The organism is Candidatus Uhrbacteria bacterium, from assembly GCA_016699205.1.
In the GTDB taxonomy this organism is placed as follows: domain Bacteria; phylum Patescibacteriota; class Patescibacteriia; order 2-12-FULL-60-25; family 2-12-FULL-60-25; genus CAIXDN01.
In genome coordinates, this window is record CP064964.1 from 314,627 (window position 1) to 334,065 (window position 19,439).

General features: G+C 53.9%; 14 protein-coding genes. 1 reads left to right on the forward strand and 13 read right to left on the reverse strand.

Annotated features, from left to right (window positions below; all coding sequences use genetic code 11):
• Positions 1–3: 3 nt before the first annotated feature.
• The 10 genes from IPH19_01620 to IPH19_01665 form a co-directional block, all read right to left on the reverse strand.
• A complete protein-coding gene (locus IPH19_01620; GenBank protein ID QQR61143.1) occupies positions 4–2,919 on the reverse strand; it encodes a hypothetical protein in 2,916 nt (971 codons plus the stop codon).
• The gene (locus IPH19_01625; protein ID QQR61144.1) at positions 2,883–8,441 is read right to left on the reverse strand and encodes an IPT/TIG domain-containing protein; all 5,559 of its coding nucleotides are present in this window, start codon (positions 8,439–8,441) and stop codon (positions 2,883–2,885) included. Before IPH19_01625 ends, IPH19_01620 begins: the two co-directional genes overlap by 37 nt.
• 87 nt (positions 8,442–8,528) lie before the next feature.
• Positions 8,529–9,749: a hypothetical protein gene (locus tag IPH19_01630; GenBank protein ID QQR61145.1), complete on the reverse strand. Its 1,221-nt coding sequence runs from the start codon at positions 9,747–9,749 to the stop codon at positions 8,529–8,531.
• Positions 9,746–11,614, reverse strand: coding sequence for an Ig-like domain-containing protein (locus IPH19_01635; protein ID QQR61146.1), 1,869 nt, complete (start codon positions 11,612–11,614; stop codon positions 9,746–9,748). The genes IPH19_01630 and IPH19_01635 overlap by 4 nt, the downstream gene beginning before the upstream one ends.
• Before the next feature lie 59 nt (positions 11,615–11,673).
• Positions 11,674–12,111, reverse strand: coding sequence for a GatB/YqeY domain-containing protein (locus IPH19_01640; protein ID QQR61147.1), 438 nt, complete (start codon positions 12,109–12,111; stop codon positions 11,674–11,676).
• Positions 12,112–12,172: 61 nt separating this feature from the next.
• Positions 12,173–12,418, reverse strand: coding sequence for a 30S ribosomal protein S21 (locus IPH19_01645; protein ID QQR61148.1), 246 nt, complete (start codon positions 12,416–12,418; stop codon positions 12,173–12,175).
• Between the two features lie 36 nt (positions 12,419–12,454).
• Positions 12,455–13,858 carry a histidine--tRNA ligase gene (gene hisS, locus IPH19_01650; protein QQR61149.1) on the reverse strand — a complete coding sequence of 468 codons (1,404 nt, stop codon included), beginning with the start codon at positions 13,856–13,858 and terminating at the stop codon, positions 12,455–12,457.
• A 10-nt stretch (positions 13,859–13,868) separates the two neighbouring features.
• On the reverse strand, positions 13,869–14,480 hold the full coding sequence (gene lepB / locus IPH19_01655) for a signal peptidase I (protein QQR61150.1): 612 nt from the start codon (positions 14,478–14,480) through the stop codon (positions 13,869–13,871).
• A 45-nt stretch (positions 14,481–14,525) separates the two neighbouring features.
• Positions 14,526–15,728, reverse strand: a complete 1,203-nt coding sequence (locus IPH19_01660; GenBank protein QQR61151.1) for a hypothetical protein — start codon at positions 15,726–15,728, stop codon at positions 14,526–14,528.
• A 13-nt stretch (positions 15,729–15,741) separates the two neighbouring features.
• On the reverse strand, positions 15,742–16,152 hold the full coding sequence (locus tag IPH19_01665) for an EVE domain-containing protein (GenBank protein QQR61152.1): 411 nt from the start codon (positions 16,150–16,152) through the stop codon (positions 15,742–15,744).
• A gap of 45 nt (positions 16,153–16,197) precedes the next feature.
• On the opposite strand from IPH19_01665, the gene IPH19_01670 reads away from it, so the two are divergent.
• Positions 16,198–16,644, forward strand: coding sequence for a hypothetical protein (locus IPH19_01670; protein ID QQR61153.1), 447 nt, complete (start codon positions 16,198–16,200; stop codon positions 16,642–16,644).
• Here IPH19_01670 and miaA read toward each other — a convergent pair.
• The 3 genes from miaA to IPH19_01685 are packed head-to-tail and all read right to left on the reverse strand — an operon-like array spanning position 16,607 to position 19,439.
• Positions 16,607–17,629: a tRNA (adenosine(37)-N6)-dimethylallyltransferase MiaA gene (gene miaA / locus IPH19_01675; protein ID QQR61154.1), complete on the reverse strand. Its 1,023-nt coding sequence runs from the start codon at positions 17,627–17,629 to the stop codon at positions 16,607–16,609. The genes IPH19_01670 and miaA overlap by 38 nt on opposite strands.
• 26 nt (positions 17,630–17,655) lie before the next feature.
• The gene (gene miaB / locus IPH19_01680) at positions 17,656–18,942 is read right to left on the reverse strand and encodes a tRNA (N6-isopentenyl adenosine(37)-C2)-methylthiotransferase MiaB (protein ID QQR61155.1); all 1,287 of its coding nucleotides are present in this window, start codon (positions 18,940–18,942) and stop codon (positions 17,656–17,658) included.
• Positions 18,943–18,998: 56 nt separating this feature from the next.
• Positions 18,999–19,439 (reverse strand): hypothetical protein, encoded by a 441-nt coding sequence (locus tag IPH19_01685; GenBank protein ID QQR61156.1) that lies wholly within the window; start codon positions 19,437–19,439, stop codon positions 18,999–19,001.

The window sequence follows — 19,439 nt, forward strand, 5'->3', positions numbered from 1 at the left end:
ACATTAGGATCCTGGGCTTTGAACCGGGCCAGGCAATGGTACGCCTTCCCCTGGGAAGGTGTCTCCGTATTGATGAGAACCATTACACAGCAGCAAGCCTCTGCCAGCGCCAGGGATCGTGATAGCTCCGCTACCGGCCTCCTGTGAGAACACGTGCCAATATTTACCCTTGCGGTCCAGCGGCTCATCCGAACATCCGGCATCGGTCGGAACACTTGTCGGAGGCTTCACAACGAAAAGGCGATCTTCCGTTACGATGCGCACCGTCGTCGAGACACTCTCAAAATATTGGTAGGAAGGAATGCTGGGCGTGATGGTCGGGGACCAATCGACCAAATAATATCCGTAGCGGCCGGTTAGCGCCCAAGTTCCACGTTTGTACTTAATGGTTTGAGGAGAGACATCAAAGCTGCCGCAGCCTACTGATCCATCACTGTGGAAACAGGCGAGGAAGCCATGTGGGTTTGCGCCATCAATATCCGGATTTCCTGGGCCGCCATAGTAGATGTCGCGCGTTGGTGCCATCGCCGTAGGCAATGTCACATGCGCATCGGTGAATCCGCCTGGCGGCAATTCACCGTTCCATGTCTGGATGACGAGCGTCTCATCGCGGCCAACGCGGGGGGCGAGATAGATTTTGCCCTCCGTGTCATTGATACCGCGCGACAAGAAGTTATTATATCCGAATGTCTGCGACTCAAATGGCCAGTAACCGCCGTTACGAGCCTCATCTGGAGCTGTCAAACCTGAGGGCCAAATCTGACCTCTACACTCTGGGCGACCTGATGCATTACCCGTACACGGATTATCCTGATAGTAGTCGACGACGATGCGGTACTGAGAACAGGCTGCGACACGGTTGATGTTGTTGAATCTGAATGTTCCGTCTGAGCCTGTATAGGTCTCACCGATGCGAACGCCTCGGCTGTAGAGCGTTACGCGAGCGTTTGGAACTGGCTGGTTGGAGTAGATGGCGTCGAAAACTTGGGCCGTAATTTCGCCGTCACCCTCTTCCTCGCTGCATCGAGCACAACCGTTGAATCCACAACCCGTATTACAACTTACTTGATCACCTCGCGGATCATGAGGTGTTGCGCACAAGGTGCCTGGAGCACAAGTGCTCGCGTTAGGCATACAAGCCGCTTCTGCGCCGATCGCAGGGAGCGCAGCGCGCGTCAAGCTTCCCGGAACCGATTCCGTATCCGTTGTGATGCTGAATCGACACAAACCGATATCAGAGATAGAGGTGGCATTACGGTTTACGCAGACAATTTCACCCGTTCGCGTGTCTCGAATATACGGATAGTGCGCGCAAGAGACCTCTCTCGCATAGTCGTAGCCGAGCTCGCGACAAGAAGGCGTCGGATCATTTGTCGTTGCCGGGTCTCCATCAAAGTCTGTGCGATCACACTGTTCAGGACCTTCTTTTACGGCGTTACCGCAGAATCCACCGGAACTAGCAACTTGGCGGCACGTTGCGGAACAAGAGAGACAGGTCGATCCGTAGTCGGCATCACATGAGAGCGTGCCGTTTCTTGGGCCATTATCACATTCTTCTGTTCCAACGTTTACAAAGTTGTCGCCGCAGATATTGCGCTTACACAAGCTCGTGCAAGAATCGGTGTTGTTGCGGTTACCATCATCACACTCCTCTGCCGGATCGACGCGGCCATCGCCACAGGAACCGATTGGCTGACATGCTGACCAGTCATTGAATGAACAGGCATCGGCTAGAGTGGTATCACTCTTACAGGAACGGACGCGCTGTGTTGGGTATTGAATACAGGACCCTTCATCGCGTGTCGGAACGGTGAGGAGACAGTCAGCGTTGGTCGTACAGCTGTCGTCGAGCAAGCTATTTCCATTCATGTCGTTGGAACAAAGTCCAAGTGTTCCGGTACAGGCAAGCAACGCTCCAGCACCAGAGCCGCCACAAGTGAAGCCGGCGCCACAGTCGGCGTTGGTGTCACATGGCGAGAAGCGATTTGGTCCGTCGATACAGAGGGCTTTATTGGAAGCCTGTGTGTTTCCATCACACTGTTCATTTGGAGCGGTGATCGAGCCATCGCCACAGTAGGGAGCTGGTCCGCGGCAGTCGATGCTGCACGTTGAAGCCGGCGAACAGGTTCCAGGGGCACAGTACTGGCCGTTGGAAGCACCTTGATCGCAGGATTCGCCTGGCGAGAGACGACCATCACCGCAGTAGGCATCAAAGCCGGTACAGGTGCGGTTGCAGCGGCCGTAGGTTCCGTTCAAAGCTCCATCGTCACAGGTTTCTGGGACAGCGAGCGCCGTACAAACGATACTGGAAGATGCGGCATCGCGAGGATCGCGACACTCCTCTGCTGAACCCGGCGTGTTACAAGCTTGGCCATAGCGGAAGCCGGCGCCACCCAAACACTGGTTGCGGTCGAGACGGCCGTTTCCACAGAGCGCGTTGGCGACACAGATACTTGAAGGCGAGTCGACGAAAGACGTACAGCGATCACAGACTTGGAGCTTGGTTCCGCTTGGAACAGCGGCTGTGGAACAAGCGGCCGGGCGCGTATCGCCTACTTCACAAATTTCACCAGGACCGATGACGCCGTTACCACAGATGGAATCGTTGCCGAATGAGCTGCCGTCACACAATCCGCCATATCTCCAGCTACCGCCTGTTGCGACACAGCTACCCGTTGAAAGCGGAGGGCCGCCAGGACCTGGGACCGTACAGTCGGAATCGACATTACAAACGGAATCGATGTTGGTACAGCGGCGGATTTCCGAAAGAAGGCGCGGTCGATAGCGGTCAGCAGACGGACCCTCCAATTCCGTGGAAAGCTCATAGCGCTGACCAGCGTTCAATGCGCGGTATTGATAGATGCGGGATACCGAGTGCTGGTTCAGATCTCCATACAAGGAGCACCGCCCGTTGCACAAATACCACAAGTTAAGAAACGGTTGACCGGATCTGCCGGAGGCGTTGTACCAAGCTCGGCGGTGAAGGCGCCCTGCCAGCTCGGCCAACGGCTGTTGCTCATGGTCTGCAAGAAGGAACCGGTCTGAAGATCAGGATATTTGCTTGTGCGTTCTTTGACGGACTCAAGCGAGTCGCTCATGCGCTGGAAGTCGGCGATGCGCTTGATGTCGCGCTGCATCTTGGTCTTGAAGCTGGCACAGCGGAGATTACGGTTCTGATTGAGACATTCCCAATCTGCCGTACAGGCAACAGAACGACCATCGGCACCGCGGAATGACTCACCGGCTACACGAGCGCCATCGGCCAAAGCGTAAACACAGGCGTTCTGCGAATCTTCTTGCAGGTTTACGTTCAGGACAAAATTCTTGACCATCTGATCAAAAATATCGATCGTTTCTGGCTGTGCGTCCGGATTGCGGGAGATAACGTAAATATTTGGATAAATATCGCCGGAAGCGAGACCTGTCGTGTTTACAGCGCCGATGTAGACCGTGTTGCCATCTTGAACCGCTTCGTAACCATCGACCGTGATCGCTTTTGGCGAACCGGAGAAACCCTTGGAGGCGTACCAAGCAGATGGCGACTGGTGAAGTGGGTTGGCAACGATACGGATACCGATACCATCGCCGCGGAGAGATGGTTCATTGAAGGTAAAGAGATATTGGCGAAGAATTCCGAGACCAGCGTCAACCGGAGACGGAGCCACACCCGCGACATCCATCGCTGGAAGATCATCCGCTGTACCGGCAGCGTTTTTGTCGCGGCAGTAGAGCGTCGAGAAGTTGTAGTAGACACCGCTTGCGGCAAATGTTGGTTCGTAGAGAGCAAGCGAATCGGAATCAAGACTGTCCGAGAATGGTGCGACGGTGCGTGCTGGCCACGGATTTTCACACAAAAGCACGGTCGCGAGTTCACTGCCGCGAATAATACGATTCGTTGACGACGGAACCGTGATTTCATCGTGCGTGATACGGATGCCTGTTGAGACATACGCCGTACCGTTTTTGTTACGGGCGGCACCGGTTGCGCGGACAGGATCAGCACCCGGGGTTACACCGAGAATCGTGTCATCGGATGTGTTCCAGAGATCCCAAGTCCAGTCATATTCTGCGACCGTTGAGAGCGGGACGTTGCGTCCATCCTGCAAAGAAACCGGAACAGCCGTGTATGGATGCTCTTCCGCTGGAGCGACGTACAAGTTTGGATGCTCCGTGCTTAGATCGCGGACATCGATAGAGGAAACGGTACAGATGTTTGCGCCTGTGCGGAAATTCCACTGGATCGGGCCGTTGGATACGACGCCACGGAAGGTGCGGACACCATCCCTAACGGCCGGATTATCGAGCAAGTCATTGTCGCCGCGGAAGGTGATGCGGTATTCCGTATTTGGCTTGAGTGCACGCTCAAGCGAGAACGTTACGATAGAACCCGTGCTCGTATTACTGGAATCGATGTTGAGGCGGCCGCGCACTTCTCCGACACAGAAGACATCGGCGTTGGCTGGCTGAGCGTTGAACATCGAGATGAAATTCACCCAAGCCTTCTGCCACCATGGCAGGCCGGTTGTATCGATCTGCATGACGGTCGTGGTTGTGCCTGCGGGACAGACCGCTGCTGCGCCAACGATACGTTCAGCCACGACAAAGTTGGCGCGTACCGAACCTTCGTCGAGACGTGTGTTGAAATTAGCGGTGATGAGCGCGTTGCGGCAGATACCCGTGCCGGTCGGAAGGGCTGGCGGATATTGCGAAACAACGGTGGGACGAGGGGCGCAGCAGCCGTGATCGTCGAGGCCGGTTCCGGCAGGACAAGATGATTCTTGTGTGAATCCACACTGCAAGCCGTACGTTGCATTGCCCGTCTTGTCATCGTAGACAGCGCGGACGGTGGAGAGCATGCGGCCATCGGTATCCGGTTCACGATCACCAACAATTTCTGCGAGCTGGAGCGCGTCCGGCAAACCATCGCCAGAAGCGACTTCACAAGAGTTGATTTCACCCGGACCCGTGACGCCGTCGCCGCAGAATGAAGGGGTTCCGTAGTCTGGAGACGAGCCTTCCGCGAGACAGGTTGCGCTACAGCCGTCACCCTGGTTGCGATTGCCGTCGTCACAATCCTCCCCTGCTCCGATAGAGCCGTTGCCACAGCAGTTACCAGCACCAGAACCCGAGCATGCTGACGTACCAGTTCTCAAACACGTTGTCGTGTCGCAGCCAGCCGGGAATACGCCGCCGACGCGGTCACAAGTTTCGCCTGGCTCAACCGTACCGTTACCACAAAGTGCGAGCACAGCTGAAGAACCCTCGTGGAGACAGATCGAGCTGCAGCCGTCGCCGTTTGCGGTGTTGCCGTCGTCACAAGCTTCACCATCGCCAATGGAATTGTTTCCACAGGTTGAGCCGCCTTCGCTTGAACCAAGAAGCTGACAGTCGCTGAAACAACCAGGCGTGGTTGAGGATGCCGCGCCAGGATCACATTGTTCACCGCGATCAAGAAGACCGTTGCCACAGCTTCCACCGACAAGAGGACGCCACAAACAGCTTGAGTTACAGCTTGCGGATGGCGAACCATCATCACACTCTTCTCCGCCTCGTGAACCCGGAGGCAGTAAACGACAGGCGTCGCCGTGAATCGTGCGGCAGCCTACAGCGCCAGCGCCCGAAGTCGCACATGCGCCGCTACCGGCTGCGTTGCGGCAGTAGTTGGCATCCGTTGTTTCAACAACGCGGTTTCCACAAGAAGCGACGCGGCCATCGAGACCAGCGGCTCCGCGCGGTGTGCAGCGATTTGAACAACCCGGACCAATCGCAGGATTTGTATCAACAAGACCATCGGCGACGGTAGAGCCATCGCCACCGTTTACGAATTTGGACACGGTTGGCGTCTGTTCAATCGACCAAGCAAAGGTGCGATCAACGATCAGGGGCTCGCCTTCTGCGTTACACGAGTTGGCGCCGGAACGAGGCGTGGCCGTGAATGACTGACGTTCACCAACGGTTGTCTCGATCTTTTCTCCTGGAACCATCACGACAGCCTCGACGGTACAGCGGGCATTGTCGCCATCCTTCACACGGAAAATCCATGAGAAGCCTTCCGGGTCATTCAAGCCGGTGAGCGGGAGACCGGAGCGAGAGCGGAAGGAACCCATGCCGCCCAAAACCGTCATCTTGTAGAATCGTCCGCGCTGCAAAAGCGTTTCCGGAACGCCACCCGCACCCGGACGTGTCGGCTCAATCACGAGATAACGAAGAGATGTATCGCCTGCCGGAGCGCCTGGGAGAGCAGTTAGACGGATCGGTGAAGCGCTCAAATCGACGGTATCTTCAAAGGTGCGACAATTTTCATTGGTACACAATCGCAAAATAACATTATCGGTGTCGACGCTAGCCGCATCCATCGGAACGTTGAAGCGAGCCCAAATTGCTGCGTTCAAACAAGCTTCATCACAATTTGGTCCGTATGACTCGATCTTTGGAGGAACGAGACGGATAAAGAGATCGCCGCGACCATTGACCGAGCGGCCGCCGGAGACCGTGGATGCGTTTACGCGGACCGGATCAGCGCCGGTTTCTGCGTTGGAAGTGACAACCTGATTTTCTGAGACACGGCCGGCGACGGAGTTATTCGTAACAGATGCGCGGCCATCGCTCGTGGTCCAAGACCAGTTGTAGACATCGCCACGCAAGACGATACAGGCATCATCTGCGGCTCGAGGGACGGCGTTGTAGTCTTGATCGATACCGACATCGTCCATGGTATGAGGTGATGGAACGACGTTGATCGAACCGACTTCACACAATGTTCCGGCCGTACGCGTTGTAAATGTGAAACAGTAAGCATTGCCGGAGCCACAATCATCCGCGTTCTCTCGCATCGGAACGTTGGTTGATGACTGGATGCCGGTCGTCAAAATAACTTGGTACGTCGCGACGCCATCCCAAAGAGCGGCGGAGCGGAAACGAATGAAGCCTTGGCCGTCGCTTTCACCGATTTGCGGATAACCGGCGGCTGGTGAAACAGGTACGGTCGTCGTACATGGCGTTGCACCACCAGCGGTACATTGACGAATGACGAGGCTGGCTGTCGCACCGGAAATCGTGACGGTTGAAGCATTGAGCGGCGTGTTGAAACGAATGTAGATATCCGAGTTCACACATGCATTGTCACCACCGGTGCGGCCGGACCATGGGGACGGAGATGGCGGTCTTAAATCACTACACTCTTCAATGACTCGCGGGTTAACCGGGAGAATACCGCTTGAAAGACGCCATGCGAACATCGCTGATGGCGAGGAGGCTGGACAAACACCGCTGCTATCCGAACAGGCACCGCTGCGGCAGCAAACCGATCCGGCGACGGAACAGATGGAAGCATCTTCATTACAGTTACGAACGGCAAAATTTACCGAGTTTGATGATTGGCCGGAGACACTCAAATTCACTTGTCCTGTGATCGCGGCTGTTGGTACGCGCGTGTCGACACGCGATGAGGTCCAATCCCCTGCGGTTACAACGGATGGGACGCGCGTAGCGCCAGAGCCCGCGAATGTGACGGTTCCATCACCTCCAAAACGCTCACCGATCAAAGCGACTTCCGTATCAACCGGGCCAGCGACCGGAACAATGGCACAAATACCTGGGCGAGGTGTTGCGGTGTTTACGACAAAAGGCAATGTATTGCTGCGAACCGTGTCCTGACGCTCAACCTCGACCTGATAGGTTCCAGGCGACATGGCTTCATCGCCAAGACCGGCACGGATGGTGCGTGGAACTTTGACCGTGATCGTCGTATCAGACCAGAACGCGACGGAACAGGCGGCAGGAAAATCCGTGTCAGCGATCGCGACATCGGATGCGCCACGACGCAAGTACACGCGACCAACGCGTGAACCGAAGTTGCGGCCTTGAATCGTTACGTACTCGCTAACAGGACCGTTATCTGGCGAGAGACTGACGATTTCCGGACCAGCCGTGACCGTGCGCTCATTAATACGATACGCAACGCTGTTGGAAAGGATTCCGCCAGAACGAGCTGTTACGGCGTAGCTTGCCGGAGAAATAACCGGAGCATTGAGGGCGATACGATCATCAGCCCATGACAAGAAGGAAGAAATTTCTCGGTCGTTGAAGAAAACGCGATCCGATGAAGCACCGAGACCTGTACCAACGAGATCGGTGCGCTCCCCCGCCAAACCATTATTAGGATCAGCGGCACACAAACCTGGGCGAGCAACATCGTTTACATCAAATGGATCGAGGCGCGGACCGCGATCATCGTTGGAAATATCATTTAAACCAGCTGCGTTGATGAGTTGGATTGGGCCGTCAACAGCACCATCTGGAACGGCGACAACAACCTGCGTACGGGACCAGGTCGGGATACCGGCGGCGACACAGGCGGCAGGAGCGGTTGCGACTTGGCCGTCGGCAAAGATGATCTGGCCGGTTGAGCTACCAAAGTTAGAACCGGAAATCGTTACCAAGGTGCCTGGACGTCCATCTGGAGGCGTGATGCGGGAAATGATCGGCTGCTCTACACAAACACCACCGGAGCAGACGCCGCTCGCACATTAGGAACCACTAGTACACGCGCCACCGGAACAGGCACCACAGCTTGCACCTCCGCAGTCGATATCGGTTTCATCTTCATCGCGTGCGCCGTTAAAACAATGGAGAGGGCGAACCATGACGGAAACCGTTGCACTGTCTCCCGTGTTGGAGTCGATATCATGCGCGGTGGCGCGGAGCGACATTGGACCTGGAGCAATTCCAGCCGTATCCCAGGCGACGTCGGCCGTCATATCGCGCACCGTTGAAGAGCCCGGAGCCGCACCGATGCCGATGGAATCGCTACCAACAAATGCTTCAATAAATGAAACGCCTGCGTCATCAGAAGCTTGGAGCGAAACGATTACGAGGTCGTCTGCCGGAACACTCTGTCCATTAAATGGCGAGGTGATTGCTGCTGTTGGGTCTGCCGTATCGACGAGGTTGCCGGTTGTAAAGCGTCCTTCACAAACAGGAGAAAAACCTCCACAAGAGATCGTTTGACCAGTTGATGAGCGGAGACCGGAAGCGATCTGTGTAATGAATTCCGTATCGCCATCAAAACAATTGCGCGTTTCATTTGGAGCGGGACATGCGGCACTAGGAACAAATGTCGCGATTTGACCTGTTACGGTAAGCGTTCCGGCAACAGGTGCCGAGTCGGAAGCGCGCAAAACACGAATGTTAGCGTTTGCTGTTGTGCTGTCGATGTTACGGGAAAGGATGAAGCGAACTTCAATATTGCGGATCGGTACCGAGCCTCCCGGAGAAATCGAAACAACCTGGAATGCCGAGGAACCGCCGCCGCCTGGCAAGACACCGCCGCCACCAGGTCCACCGCCGCCTCCTCCCCCACCACCACCGCCCGTTGCACTCAAAAGTGAATTGATAACGAAGCTTGCAATTGCCCAAGATGACAAAATCAGAACAACGCCGATGATGGCGTTACGAATCATGAGTTTGGCGCGCTCGACTTGCTCTGCATTACCGCCGCTCGTCATCCACAAAAAGCCTGCATACAAGATGAGGCAGAGCATGATGATCGCCAGCAAGCCAAGTGTCACGTTGATGATGCGTGCTGCGATGACACGCGGATCTGTTGCACTCAAACCAATGGTACCGCCGACCTCAGCCAAACCGGCGTCGACTTGGGCATGGACGACGGTTGGAACAAACGCCATCGACCCAGTCATGAGTGACAGGGTCGTCAGGAAGGCGAGGGCCAAGGAGCGGAGCTTGATCATGGTGTTGGGGTGAGGTCGGAACAGACGCCGCTTTGCGAGACGCCGTCACAGCAATTTGGTTCGCTTGAGTCGGCGGTGCAGCGGTCGGAAGCGGCTGGATTGAAGCAGTTCTGGTAAACGTTCTGGACGCCGGAGTGAACGATTGGCTGATAGGTCGGCTGAACGGCACCGGGAGCAGTGGAGGAAGCTGGCGAGTAGAGACGGTGGTCAATCGTGAGACGGCCTTTGGTGGCGATGTCGCCGACCCCTGCTAGCGCACCCGTTTCAGTCAGAGGATCTTGCGAAAGCGACCACCACCAGGTGTCGGCCATGCTTGAAGGTTCGTTGGTTTGAATCTCGACCGTGTCCGAGTTGACCGTGGATGATTGAAGGACGGAATCAAAGTCAGCTGTTGGATTGCGATCGAGCGGAAGATTGCTTGAATCGATGAGATCACCGGCAATTGGGTCTGTGGATTCAATACGGGGGGCGGAAAGATTTGGCGCGCCACGTGTACCAAAGGACCAGCCGTAGTTGTCGTTACCCGGGGTTGAGTCGGCGTCGGAGCCTTGGGCGTCGCCGTCGCCATTACCATCGAGCGCGTTTCCAACCATGTCGGTGATACCGTCGTAACCGGAGCCTGAGAGGAAGGCTTGCGGGGGCGTGTCGGACAATGTTGGCGCTCTCGCGATCACGGCGATCGAGGCGTCCGTTGGCAAACAATAAACCGTACTGCCGCAGGAGTTGGTTCCACAAGCGAGATCGGTTGTAAATTCTACGGTGCGGTAGCCATTGCTAATCCGGAATTCACCGGAAGGGCGCACCTCTGGACCGGATGCAGGAGTCGCGTTGACCTCGATATTGGTAAAGCCTGCGGTACCGTTCCATACACCGGCAGCGGCGGTTGGATCGACAGGTTCATTGAAATTGATTTGAACGACGATGTTTGGCGCAAATGTACCGCCATCGGAAGGAATAACAGCCGTGATACGCGGCGGAGTGTTATCGACAACGGTTGAGACCTGGAATTGCCAACGATAGCCGCCGGAGAAGGCACCGCCAAAAGCCTGCGTACCGTCAGCAAGAACGATGCCGGAGCTTCCGCCGAGCAACTCGACGGTGTAGTCGGTGTTGCTGGTTGGGTTGCCCAGCAACTCAACAGGACGAATGACAAACGTTTTGCGGTCTGGGGTAAAACGGACGCTTGCCTGAGCCGAGGTCAGAGCCGTGCTGCGATCACTCGTGGGATAGATCTTGATCGCGTCGTCGTTTAGGCCGTTGATTGTGCCGGAAGTCGCCTCGGTCCAGTCCTTGATGAAGGAGTCGACGCGAATCGGTTCCTTAAAAGTGACAACGATCGGCGTGTTACGCGGAACGCCGGTTGCATCGCGCTGTGGAAGATGTGTCTCGATGATGCCGCTACCAAGAGAACCAGCAGAACCCGGAAAGCCAAAGCCACCGCCGCCAAACGGACCGGTACCTGTACCGCCGAAACCGGTAACACCAGCGAGCTGAGCAAGAATAAAGTTTACGATTGCGAAGGAGGACGCAATAATGATCAACCCGATGATCGCATTACGGATGTAAGATTTTGCTTGTTCAATTTTTGCCGAATCGCCGCCAGACGTCATCCAAAGGTAACCTGCGTAGAGCAAGAGACCGAGGAGAATGATGCCGACAAAGCCGAGCGCGACATTAATGATGCGGCCGATGATGGTAAAAAGATCTGCTCCCCCACCGATACCGGCCTGGGTTCCGATGACTTCAAGATTCTCTTGCGAGGTTTGTGCAAAAACCGGAAGAACGAATGACAAGCCAAGCAGGGCGACAAACGTAAAAACCGCCATCGACAAAAGCGGTCGCACGGCAGTTAACCGTTGTTTCAAAGTCCTTACACGGGATCCGTTCTCAAGCATGGGAAAAGAATCGATCCAACATCATCATCTTACCCTGATAATTGACGCTGGACAATGGCACGCACTTCATTGCCGTCGGCACGACCTGCAACAGCCTTCATGGCAGCGCCCATTGCCTTGCCCATATCGGTTGCACCAGATGATTTCACTGCCTCGCTGACGATTTTCTCCAACTCTTCCGCCGGCAATGACGGAGGTAGGTACTGGGCGATGAGATCAATCTCTTTCTGCTGACGTTCAAGCAAGTCTTGGCGGCCGGCAGCCTGAAAATCCGTGAGCGCGTCTTGATATTGCTTGATCATCGTTTTTAAAACAGCGTGCGTATCCTCATCCTTGAGATCGCGACCTAATTCAATCTGCTTGTTTTTTAGCGCCGATCGCACAAGCCGCATAACCGAGAGGGCGAGCTCATCCTTGGATTTCATCGCGGTCTTGAAGTCCGTTTCCACGCGTTCGAGAACAGTCATAGATGTGGCCTATCATAGCAGAAAAACAAAACACTCCGCCATAGGCGGAGTGTTTTGAATTTTAGCGGCGGCCGTACTTGCGCTTAGGCTCTTCCTTCAACTGTCCGGTCTTGGAGAGATATTCGTATTTCTCGCCCATTGTGACGCGGCGGAGAGCGCTATCGCGACGCTGGTTCTTGTTCTTGCCACCGTCGTGAAAACGGCGCTTTTTGCTTTCGATTTGCTTGCCACTAGACTGGAACCGGCGCTGGAAGCGTCGGAGCAAGGCGTCGAACGTTTCATTCTTTTTTCGTTTAACTTCTACCATGAGGGTCGCTCCTTTCTATTGTAGGATTTGCGAAATCTACATGGTTGCAGCCGGAGTGTCAACCCCGCTGGTCCCGTTGGCCAACTTCTTCTTGATTTCATGCACCACCTTCTTCACGTCGACGATTTCCTGGCTTCCGGCGTCCATATCGCGGATTTGAACGGTACCGTCGAGCACTTCCTTTTGACCGATCACGATCGCCCATTTGGCCCCGCGCTTGTTGGCGATTTCCATCTGAGCCTTGATGTTAGCTTTGGAAAAGGCTTCGCCGACCGGGATTCCGGCTTCACGGAACTCCTCGTACAACGCGAGCGACTTCTTGCGGCCCATTTCACCGAGCTGAGCCAAGAAGACGTCGACATGCGGCAAGCGATGCTCGGCTGGCGGCGGGTTCTTTTCCTTTAAGCGCGAGACGATACGGTCGAGACCGAGACTCATGCCAGCTGCCGGTGTTGCCGCGCGGCCGCCAAGCGATTCCACGAGACCATCATAACGACCGCCTCCGCCAAGAGCCGTCTGGGCGAGTTCTTGATCATCGGAGTTGGCGTACCATTCAAAAACGGTTTTGGTGTAGTAGTCGAGACCGCGCACGAGATACGGATCGAGCTGATATGGAACACCGACTTCATCGAGGAATTCCAGTACGCGCATAAAGTGCGCTTTGGATTCTTCATCGAGCCAATCAACAATCTGCGGAGCTTCTGCCTTCAATTCCAAAATAGCCGGGTCTTTGGAGTCGAGAAGGCGCAGCGGGTTCTTGAGCAAGCGCTTTTTGTCATCTTCTGAAAGCTTGGCTTTTTTGGAACGGAAGTACGCAACGAGCGCGTTCTTGTAGTTCGTACGCGATTCCGGAGTGCCGAGCGAGTTGATGCGAACCGTGGTCTCAATTCCAAGACCCTTCAAAAAATTCCAACCAAGGATAATGAGTTGAGCATCGATTACCGGATCGGCATCGCCAATCACTTCATAGCCAGCCTGGTAGAACTGACGGAAACGACCGGACTGCGGTCGATCGTGACGGAACATCGGGCCCTTGTACCAAAGACGAACTGGCTGAGGCAGATTCAACATTCCATGCTGAATATAGGAGCGCACGACAGAGGCCGTGCCTTCTGGGCGCAACGACAAGCTCTCTCCCCCAGCGGTTTCCCACGAGTAGAGTTCTTTCTCAACAATATCCGTCGCACGGCCGACGCCTCGTACAAAAAGCGAAGTGTCTTCTACGATCGGCGTATCAATGCGTTCGTAGCCATAGCCTTGAGCCAATTTCTCGGCCATTTCCGATACCTGCTTCCAGTAGCCTTGGTCGATAGGCAGCAAGTCGCGCATGCCGCGCACCACCTGAAGTGGCTGGGCGGATTTTTTGGACGGTGCTGGCGCGGATTCCGAAGCTGCTGGTTTGGCAGCGGGTTTTTTGGCAGGCATTTTTTTGGTTGGCATAATTGGTGGTTTAAATTCCGTAGTCGTGAGAGTCAAAGTGTTTCCAGCGATCGATCGGATAGCCGCGGACCCAAACACGACCAACAATGTATTTTTCGTCCACCGGACCAAAGAAACGTGAATCGAGACTGCTCGAGCGATTATCGCCAAGCAAATAAAATTCTTTTGGTTTTAAGGTGACGGTCTGTGAGGCGGCGGTAAAGTCTTGGTCGAGGTAAGCCGTCTCGTCGAGAACGATGCCGTTTGGATGCGCATCGTTGTAAATCTTTACTTTGCCGTCAGCGACTTCTACCGTCTCGCCCGGCAAGCCGATAACGCGCTTGATAAAGAACTGCTTTGGATCATTCGGATAATGGAAGACGACGATGTCGCCGCGGGTTGGCGTGCGGAAGCGATAGGACAATTCATCGATGATGAGATACTCATGATCAAAGAAATTAGGCTCCATGCTTGCGCCTTGGACGTAAAAAGGCTGGATCAAGAACCAGCGGACCGGAATGATGATGGCGAGGGAGATCGCGAGAACCTGGACCATTTCCAAGACCAACGCAATAGCGCCAGAACCGCCTACTTTGGCGGTGTTTAAGGCGTCCTCTTTTGCTTTGCCAGTAAAGAATCGCATAACAAAGAGAATATCTTGAATTTTGCCGTTTGTCGAGGGTTTACTTTAAGCCATTTTTTGGCTGATAGACCGACGAAACATGAATCGATTCAGGCTTACGGCGGCAATAACGGTTAAGCCCGCGATGATCGACTCAACCGAGCCAAGCAAGGCTAAAACCCAGCCATTATGAACAATCTCAGGGAAGCCAACAAAAACCGTGGCGGCGGCTATAGGAGCCATGAAGGCGCCAAGAAACAGTCCGAGGCGGGCGGGGTTGCTAAAATCCTGAACCAAAGCCAGCTTCCAAAGACCACGCTTTTCCAGCGGAAGCTTATTTTCCATCTGCTGTTTGCGATAAGCCTGATGATACATACCGATCGATTGGATTGCGGTTGTCAGTGAAAGCGCGACGGCGGAGAAACCAAACACGGCACCCGCAAGAGCGATTCTTCCTTGTTCGATCAGTGTATCGACGGACAAAACACCCCAAGTCGCAAGGCAAAATACCGGAACAAGTACCCAGCCACGCTTGGCGAGCTCTTTCCATGAGAAACCGGAACCGTGCAATGCAAAGAGCTCTGCCGTTTCTGCAAGAATATCATCTGCGGATGCGGCGAATAACTTTCCGATACCGGAAGCGTAATGCTCGAGTCCGTGCGCAATCGGGCCGACGATTAATAATGCTTTAATAATGCTTTGCGCTACTTCTGTGCGTGTGTGCGCGTTGTCGAATACGACACGGTTCACGATATAGTCGATCGCGAACGGATAGAGATCCTCATTCAGTTCGCGCATAAATGCACGTTCGTCGGCACCGACTCCCCCATTGTGCAAATCGACCAGAACGATTTTCTTGAATTCGAAACGGCGCTCCATGATCAGCAACGCATCAGCATTTAAATTCACACCCTGCTTTTCCGCGTTTACGAGATCAGGCTCGCTAAAAACAGGAAGCTTTCCTTCTCTCAAAAGATTGGGTAGCCATGGAATAATCGTATTATGCTGGGAGTTGCGCGAAATGTTGTCGACGGCCTTGAGAACGGCTTCTGGCGTACGATCAACGGTACGGATTGCAATACCGAAGCCGCGCAAGAGCAGCTCAGCAAACATTGCGCGACGCTCGGGCTTGCGCGATAAAACAAAACGTAGCTCAAGGGGCAATTCATCTGCAAGCTCAAGCTCCTCAGGATGCGTAACAGTGAGAATGTGATAGCGATCGATATGGCGTTTTTCTTTTATACCAAAAAGCCGAGCAACAAGATTCATAGATGCCGAATCTTTACACGGTTTTGGTATATTTCAAAATCGCTTCCCATTGTGCCGGGGTTACGGACATGACGGACAAGCGCGGCTGCTCGACGAGAGGCATGATGGAGAGGCCAGCGGTATTTCGAATTTCATCGAGCGTGAGGGTGCGGCCGACAGGCTTGATCGCCTTCAAGCGCACGGATACCCACTTCCCTTCTTCATCGGTCGGGTCTTGCTTGGCTGTGGCGGCGACCTCTGCAATACCGACAATTTCCTTGTCGTCTTCCGTGTGATACACCAAGACCGGATCGCCGACGGCCATCTCGTTCAAAAATTTCCGAGCCTGAAAATTGCGGACACCGGTCCAATCAGCCTCGCCGTCTTGCACGAGCTGATCCCAGGAATATTCCGATGGATCGGATTTTACGAGCCAATATGCCATACAAATTCACTGTAAACCGGAATATCTATACTGTAAAATAAGATTATGAACCGATTTGAATGGACCTCGCTTGGATTGCAGCTTCTCACGCTCTGCCTAGCCTCATATTTTGCCTTAGTACAGAACCAAATCAATAATCGCCAAGCAGCGATCGCCGACTATGTATCCGTCTCCATCACGCCCGATCAGGGCGGGGTGCGCTTTCTGAATACGGGAGCGACAAACGTCTACCTCGACCGTATCACCGTAGATGGAGAAGCCACTGTTTACAGCCAGCCGAGACAGATTGCCGCCAAAGCCGGAGAGGCTTCCACCTATTTCTCGCCAATCAACTTTGAAACAGCAAACAAAAAAGAATTCACGATCGTCCTTGAGCTGACCGATGAATTTGGAACGCGTTGGGTTTCTCGCCACGCCGGCTCTGCGGCGGATGAAGATCCCAAAACCGGACTATTTAACGTTTGGACGTATCGGACTTCGCGCGCACCTTAAGCCATTTGGCGACGAGCTTCTCCGCTTCGTCTTCATCCTTTACCCAGTGGATGCGCTGATCGCGTTTGAACCACGTTAATTGGCGTTTGGCGTATTGCCAGGTCGCACGCTTAGTTTTTTCTATCGCCTGCTCCAATGTCGATTCCCCTCTTATATAGGCCCCTAGTTCGCGATAGCCGATCGAGGTCATTGCCGGAGCATCCCAACCGATGCCGGATCCATTCAGACGGCGGATTTCATCAATCCAACCCGCCTCGACATAGGCTTCAACAGCAAGGTTGATGCGTTCTTTTAATTCCTCCCGCTCCCGTTTCAGACCAATCATCAGCGGGTCGATCACGGGCTTGGCGGCGCCCTTTTGCTCCGTAAACGGTTTGCCGGTGAAGGTTGTGACTTCTAGCGCACGAAGCACGCGGCGGGGATTCTTCATGTCAACGAGTTTTTCTGCCGCAGGATCAAGACGCAATAATAATTTTACAAGCTCCGCAAGCGTCTTTTTTTCCATCGCTTTTCGGAACGAGTCCTGCGGAGGCACGGCGGGGATTTGATAGTTGTCGACCAATGCTTGAATATACAAACCCGTGCCGCCGACGACAAACGGGAGCTTTCCGCGTTCTCGGATACCCCGGATCGCCGTCATGGCTTTTTCTTGCCACTCAGCAACTGTGAGCAGCTCCGAAGGAGGAAGGTAATCCATCAAGTAGTGCGGGATATCACCAAATAAATACATGCTTCTTCCGCCTTTAGAGGTGCGCTTTCCGCCGATCGGTTTACCGGTTCCGATATCAAATTCCCGATAGACTTGCCGGGCATCAGCATTGATAATTTCTCCCCCGAATTTTTTAGCTAGATGTATTCCGAGCAGCGTTTTTCCGCTAGAAGTAGGACCAATAATACATAAAACGCGCGGAAGAGCGCGTTTCGTACCTACGCTCGTTTTTCTCGAGCGGGTCTTGGTCTTGGCCTTTTGTCTGATAGCGGCCATTACTAAAAAGCTTAGCGGAGATCGACCTAAACAGCAAGTTCGCACTCCAATACCCATGATTTTCCTTCTGTGACCTTGGCGTTGATGAGCGAGCCGATCGGCGTGGATTCCGTGGCGCGTAAACGAGCCAATTTCATTTCACGCGTACAGCCGTAAGCAAAGCCGTGGTCGAGACGATCAACCAGGATCTCGACCGTGCCGCCGACCATCGCCTGGTTTTTGGCGAGCGAGGTCTGCTCCATTAATGTTTGAAGGTCGTCCCAACGGTCGCGTTTTTCTTCTTTGGAGATATCGTCGGCAAACAATTTTACGCCGAGCGTTCCGGAACGCGGAGAGTACTGCGCATTGTAGGAGATATCGTAATCGACATCTTTATAGAGCGAGATCGTTTCTTCAAATTGCTCACGCGTCTCTCCCGGAAAACCAACAATGATATCCGAGCCAAGCGCGATTTGCGGTCGGCGTTCTTTAATCTTGCGAATGACCTCAAGATATTGTTCGCGTGTATATTTACGATTCATGCGACGCAATACTTCATTTGATCCGGCTTGTACCGGCAAATGAAGATAATTCACCTGTTTTGGCAGACCGAGTGCATCGATGACTTCATCCGTCATCGAGTTTGGATGGGCAGCCGTCCAGTGGAGGCGGCGAAGTCCTTCGATTTGATTGATTTCCCAGAGCAAGGCGGCGAAATGGTCTTTGTAGGGATTTGCTTTTGAAAATGTTTCCGTGTCCCCTGCTTTGTAAGAGTTCACGGTTTGGCCAAGAAGCGTAATTTCAATCACGCCATGAGCAACAAGCTCGCGACACTCGTCGAGAATATCTTTGGCTGGACGATTACGCTCGAGACCGCGCGCATATGGAACAACGCAGTAGGTGCAGAACTTGTTGCAGCCTGTTTGAATCGTTACATAGGCCTGCACCGATGGAGCGCGGAGCGGATGGATTTTGAGATAATCATCCTCGAGCGAGTCGGAGTTCACGAGATCGGGACGCAGCTCTGAAATCCAGCGTGGAAGATGGATCATTTCCGGCGTCGGGAAATACAGGTCCGTCGCTGGGAGCTGCTTCTTGAATGAGGACGCTTTATCGCGTCCCGGCATACAACCCGTGACCGCCACAATCATTTCGGGCTTGGTCTTTTTGTATTCCAGATACTTTTCCTGCGCACCAAACACACGATTTTCTGCAGATTGGCGGACGGAACACGTGTTAATGATAATGAGGTCCGCAATTGACTCATTTTCCGTAGACGAAAAGCCGAGCGAATCGAGGAGTCCCGCGATGCGCTCGGAATCGTTCTTGTTCATTTGGCACCCGTAGGTGGTGATGGAATAGGTCGGCACGGTGCGACGCTACCACAGCTTTACTTTCCTTTGAAGTCTCTGATCGCCTTTACGACCTTGGAGTCTTCTTTCAGATCTTGGATGAAGAGAATTTGCTCGCGATTGATCTCCAGCTTGTCTTCCGGTCCATGCGCTTCTTTTCCAAGCTTGATCAGTGTCATGTCACCAGAGCCGAGCATGGTCACATCGGGAATCAACCCGTCTTTAGCTTGGAAGTAGTAGACATCCGTTAGACGTACATATTTTGACCAAGGATTAGCCGCTTTTCCAAAGTAAACCTGACCGTCACTTAGGAATACGGCCTGAAACGCATTCGGTTTAATAAGGGCGTTCAGACAAAAAATGTAGCCAATATAACCAATGATTCCGAGCAGCAAAATAAAACCAGCAACGATCAATTGACGTTTGGTGGTTGAAGTAATTTTTAGAGTAAGGGTACCTGGGTCAACAATTCTTGGCAT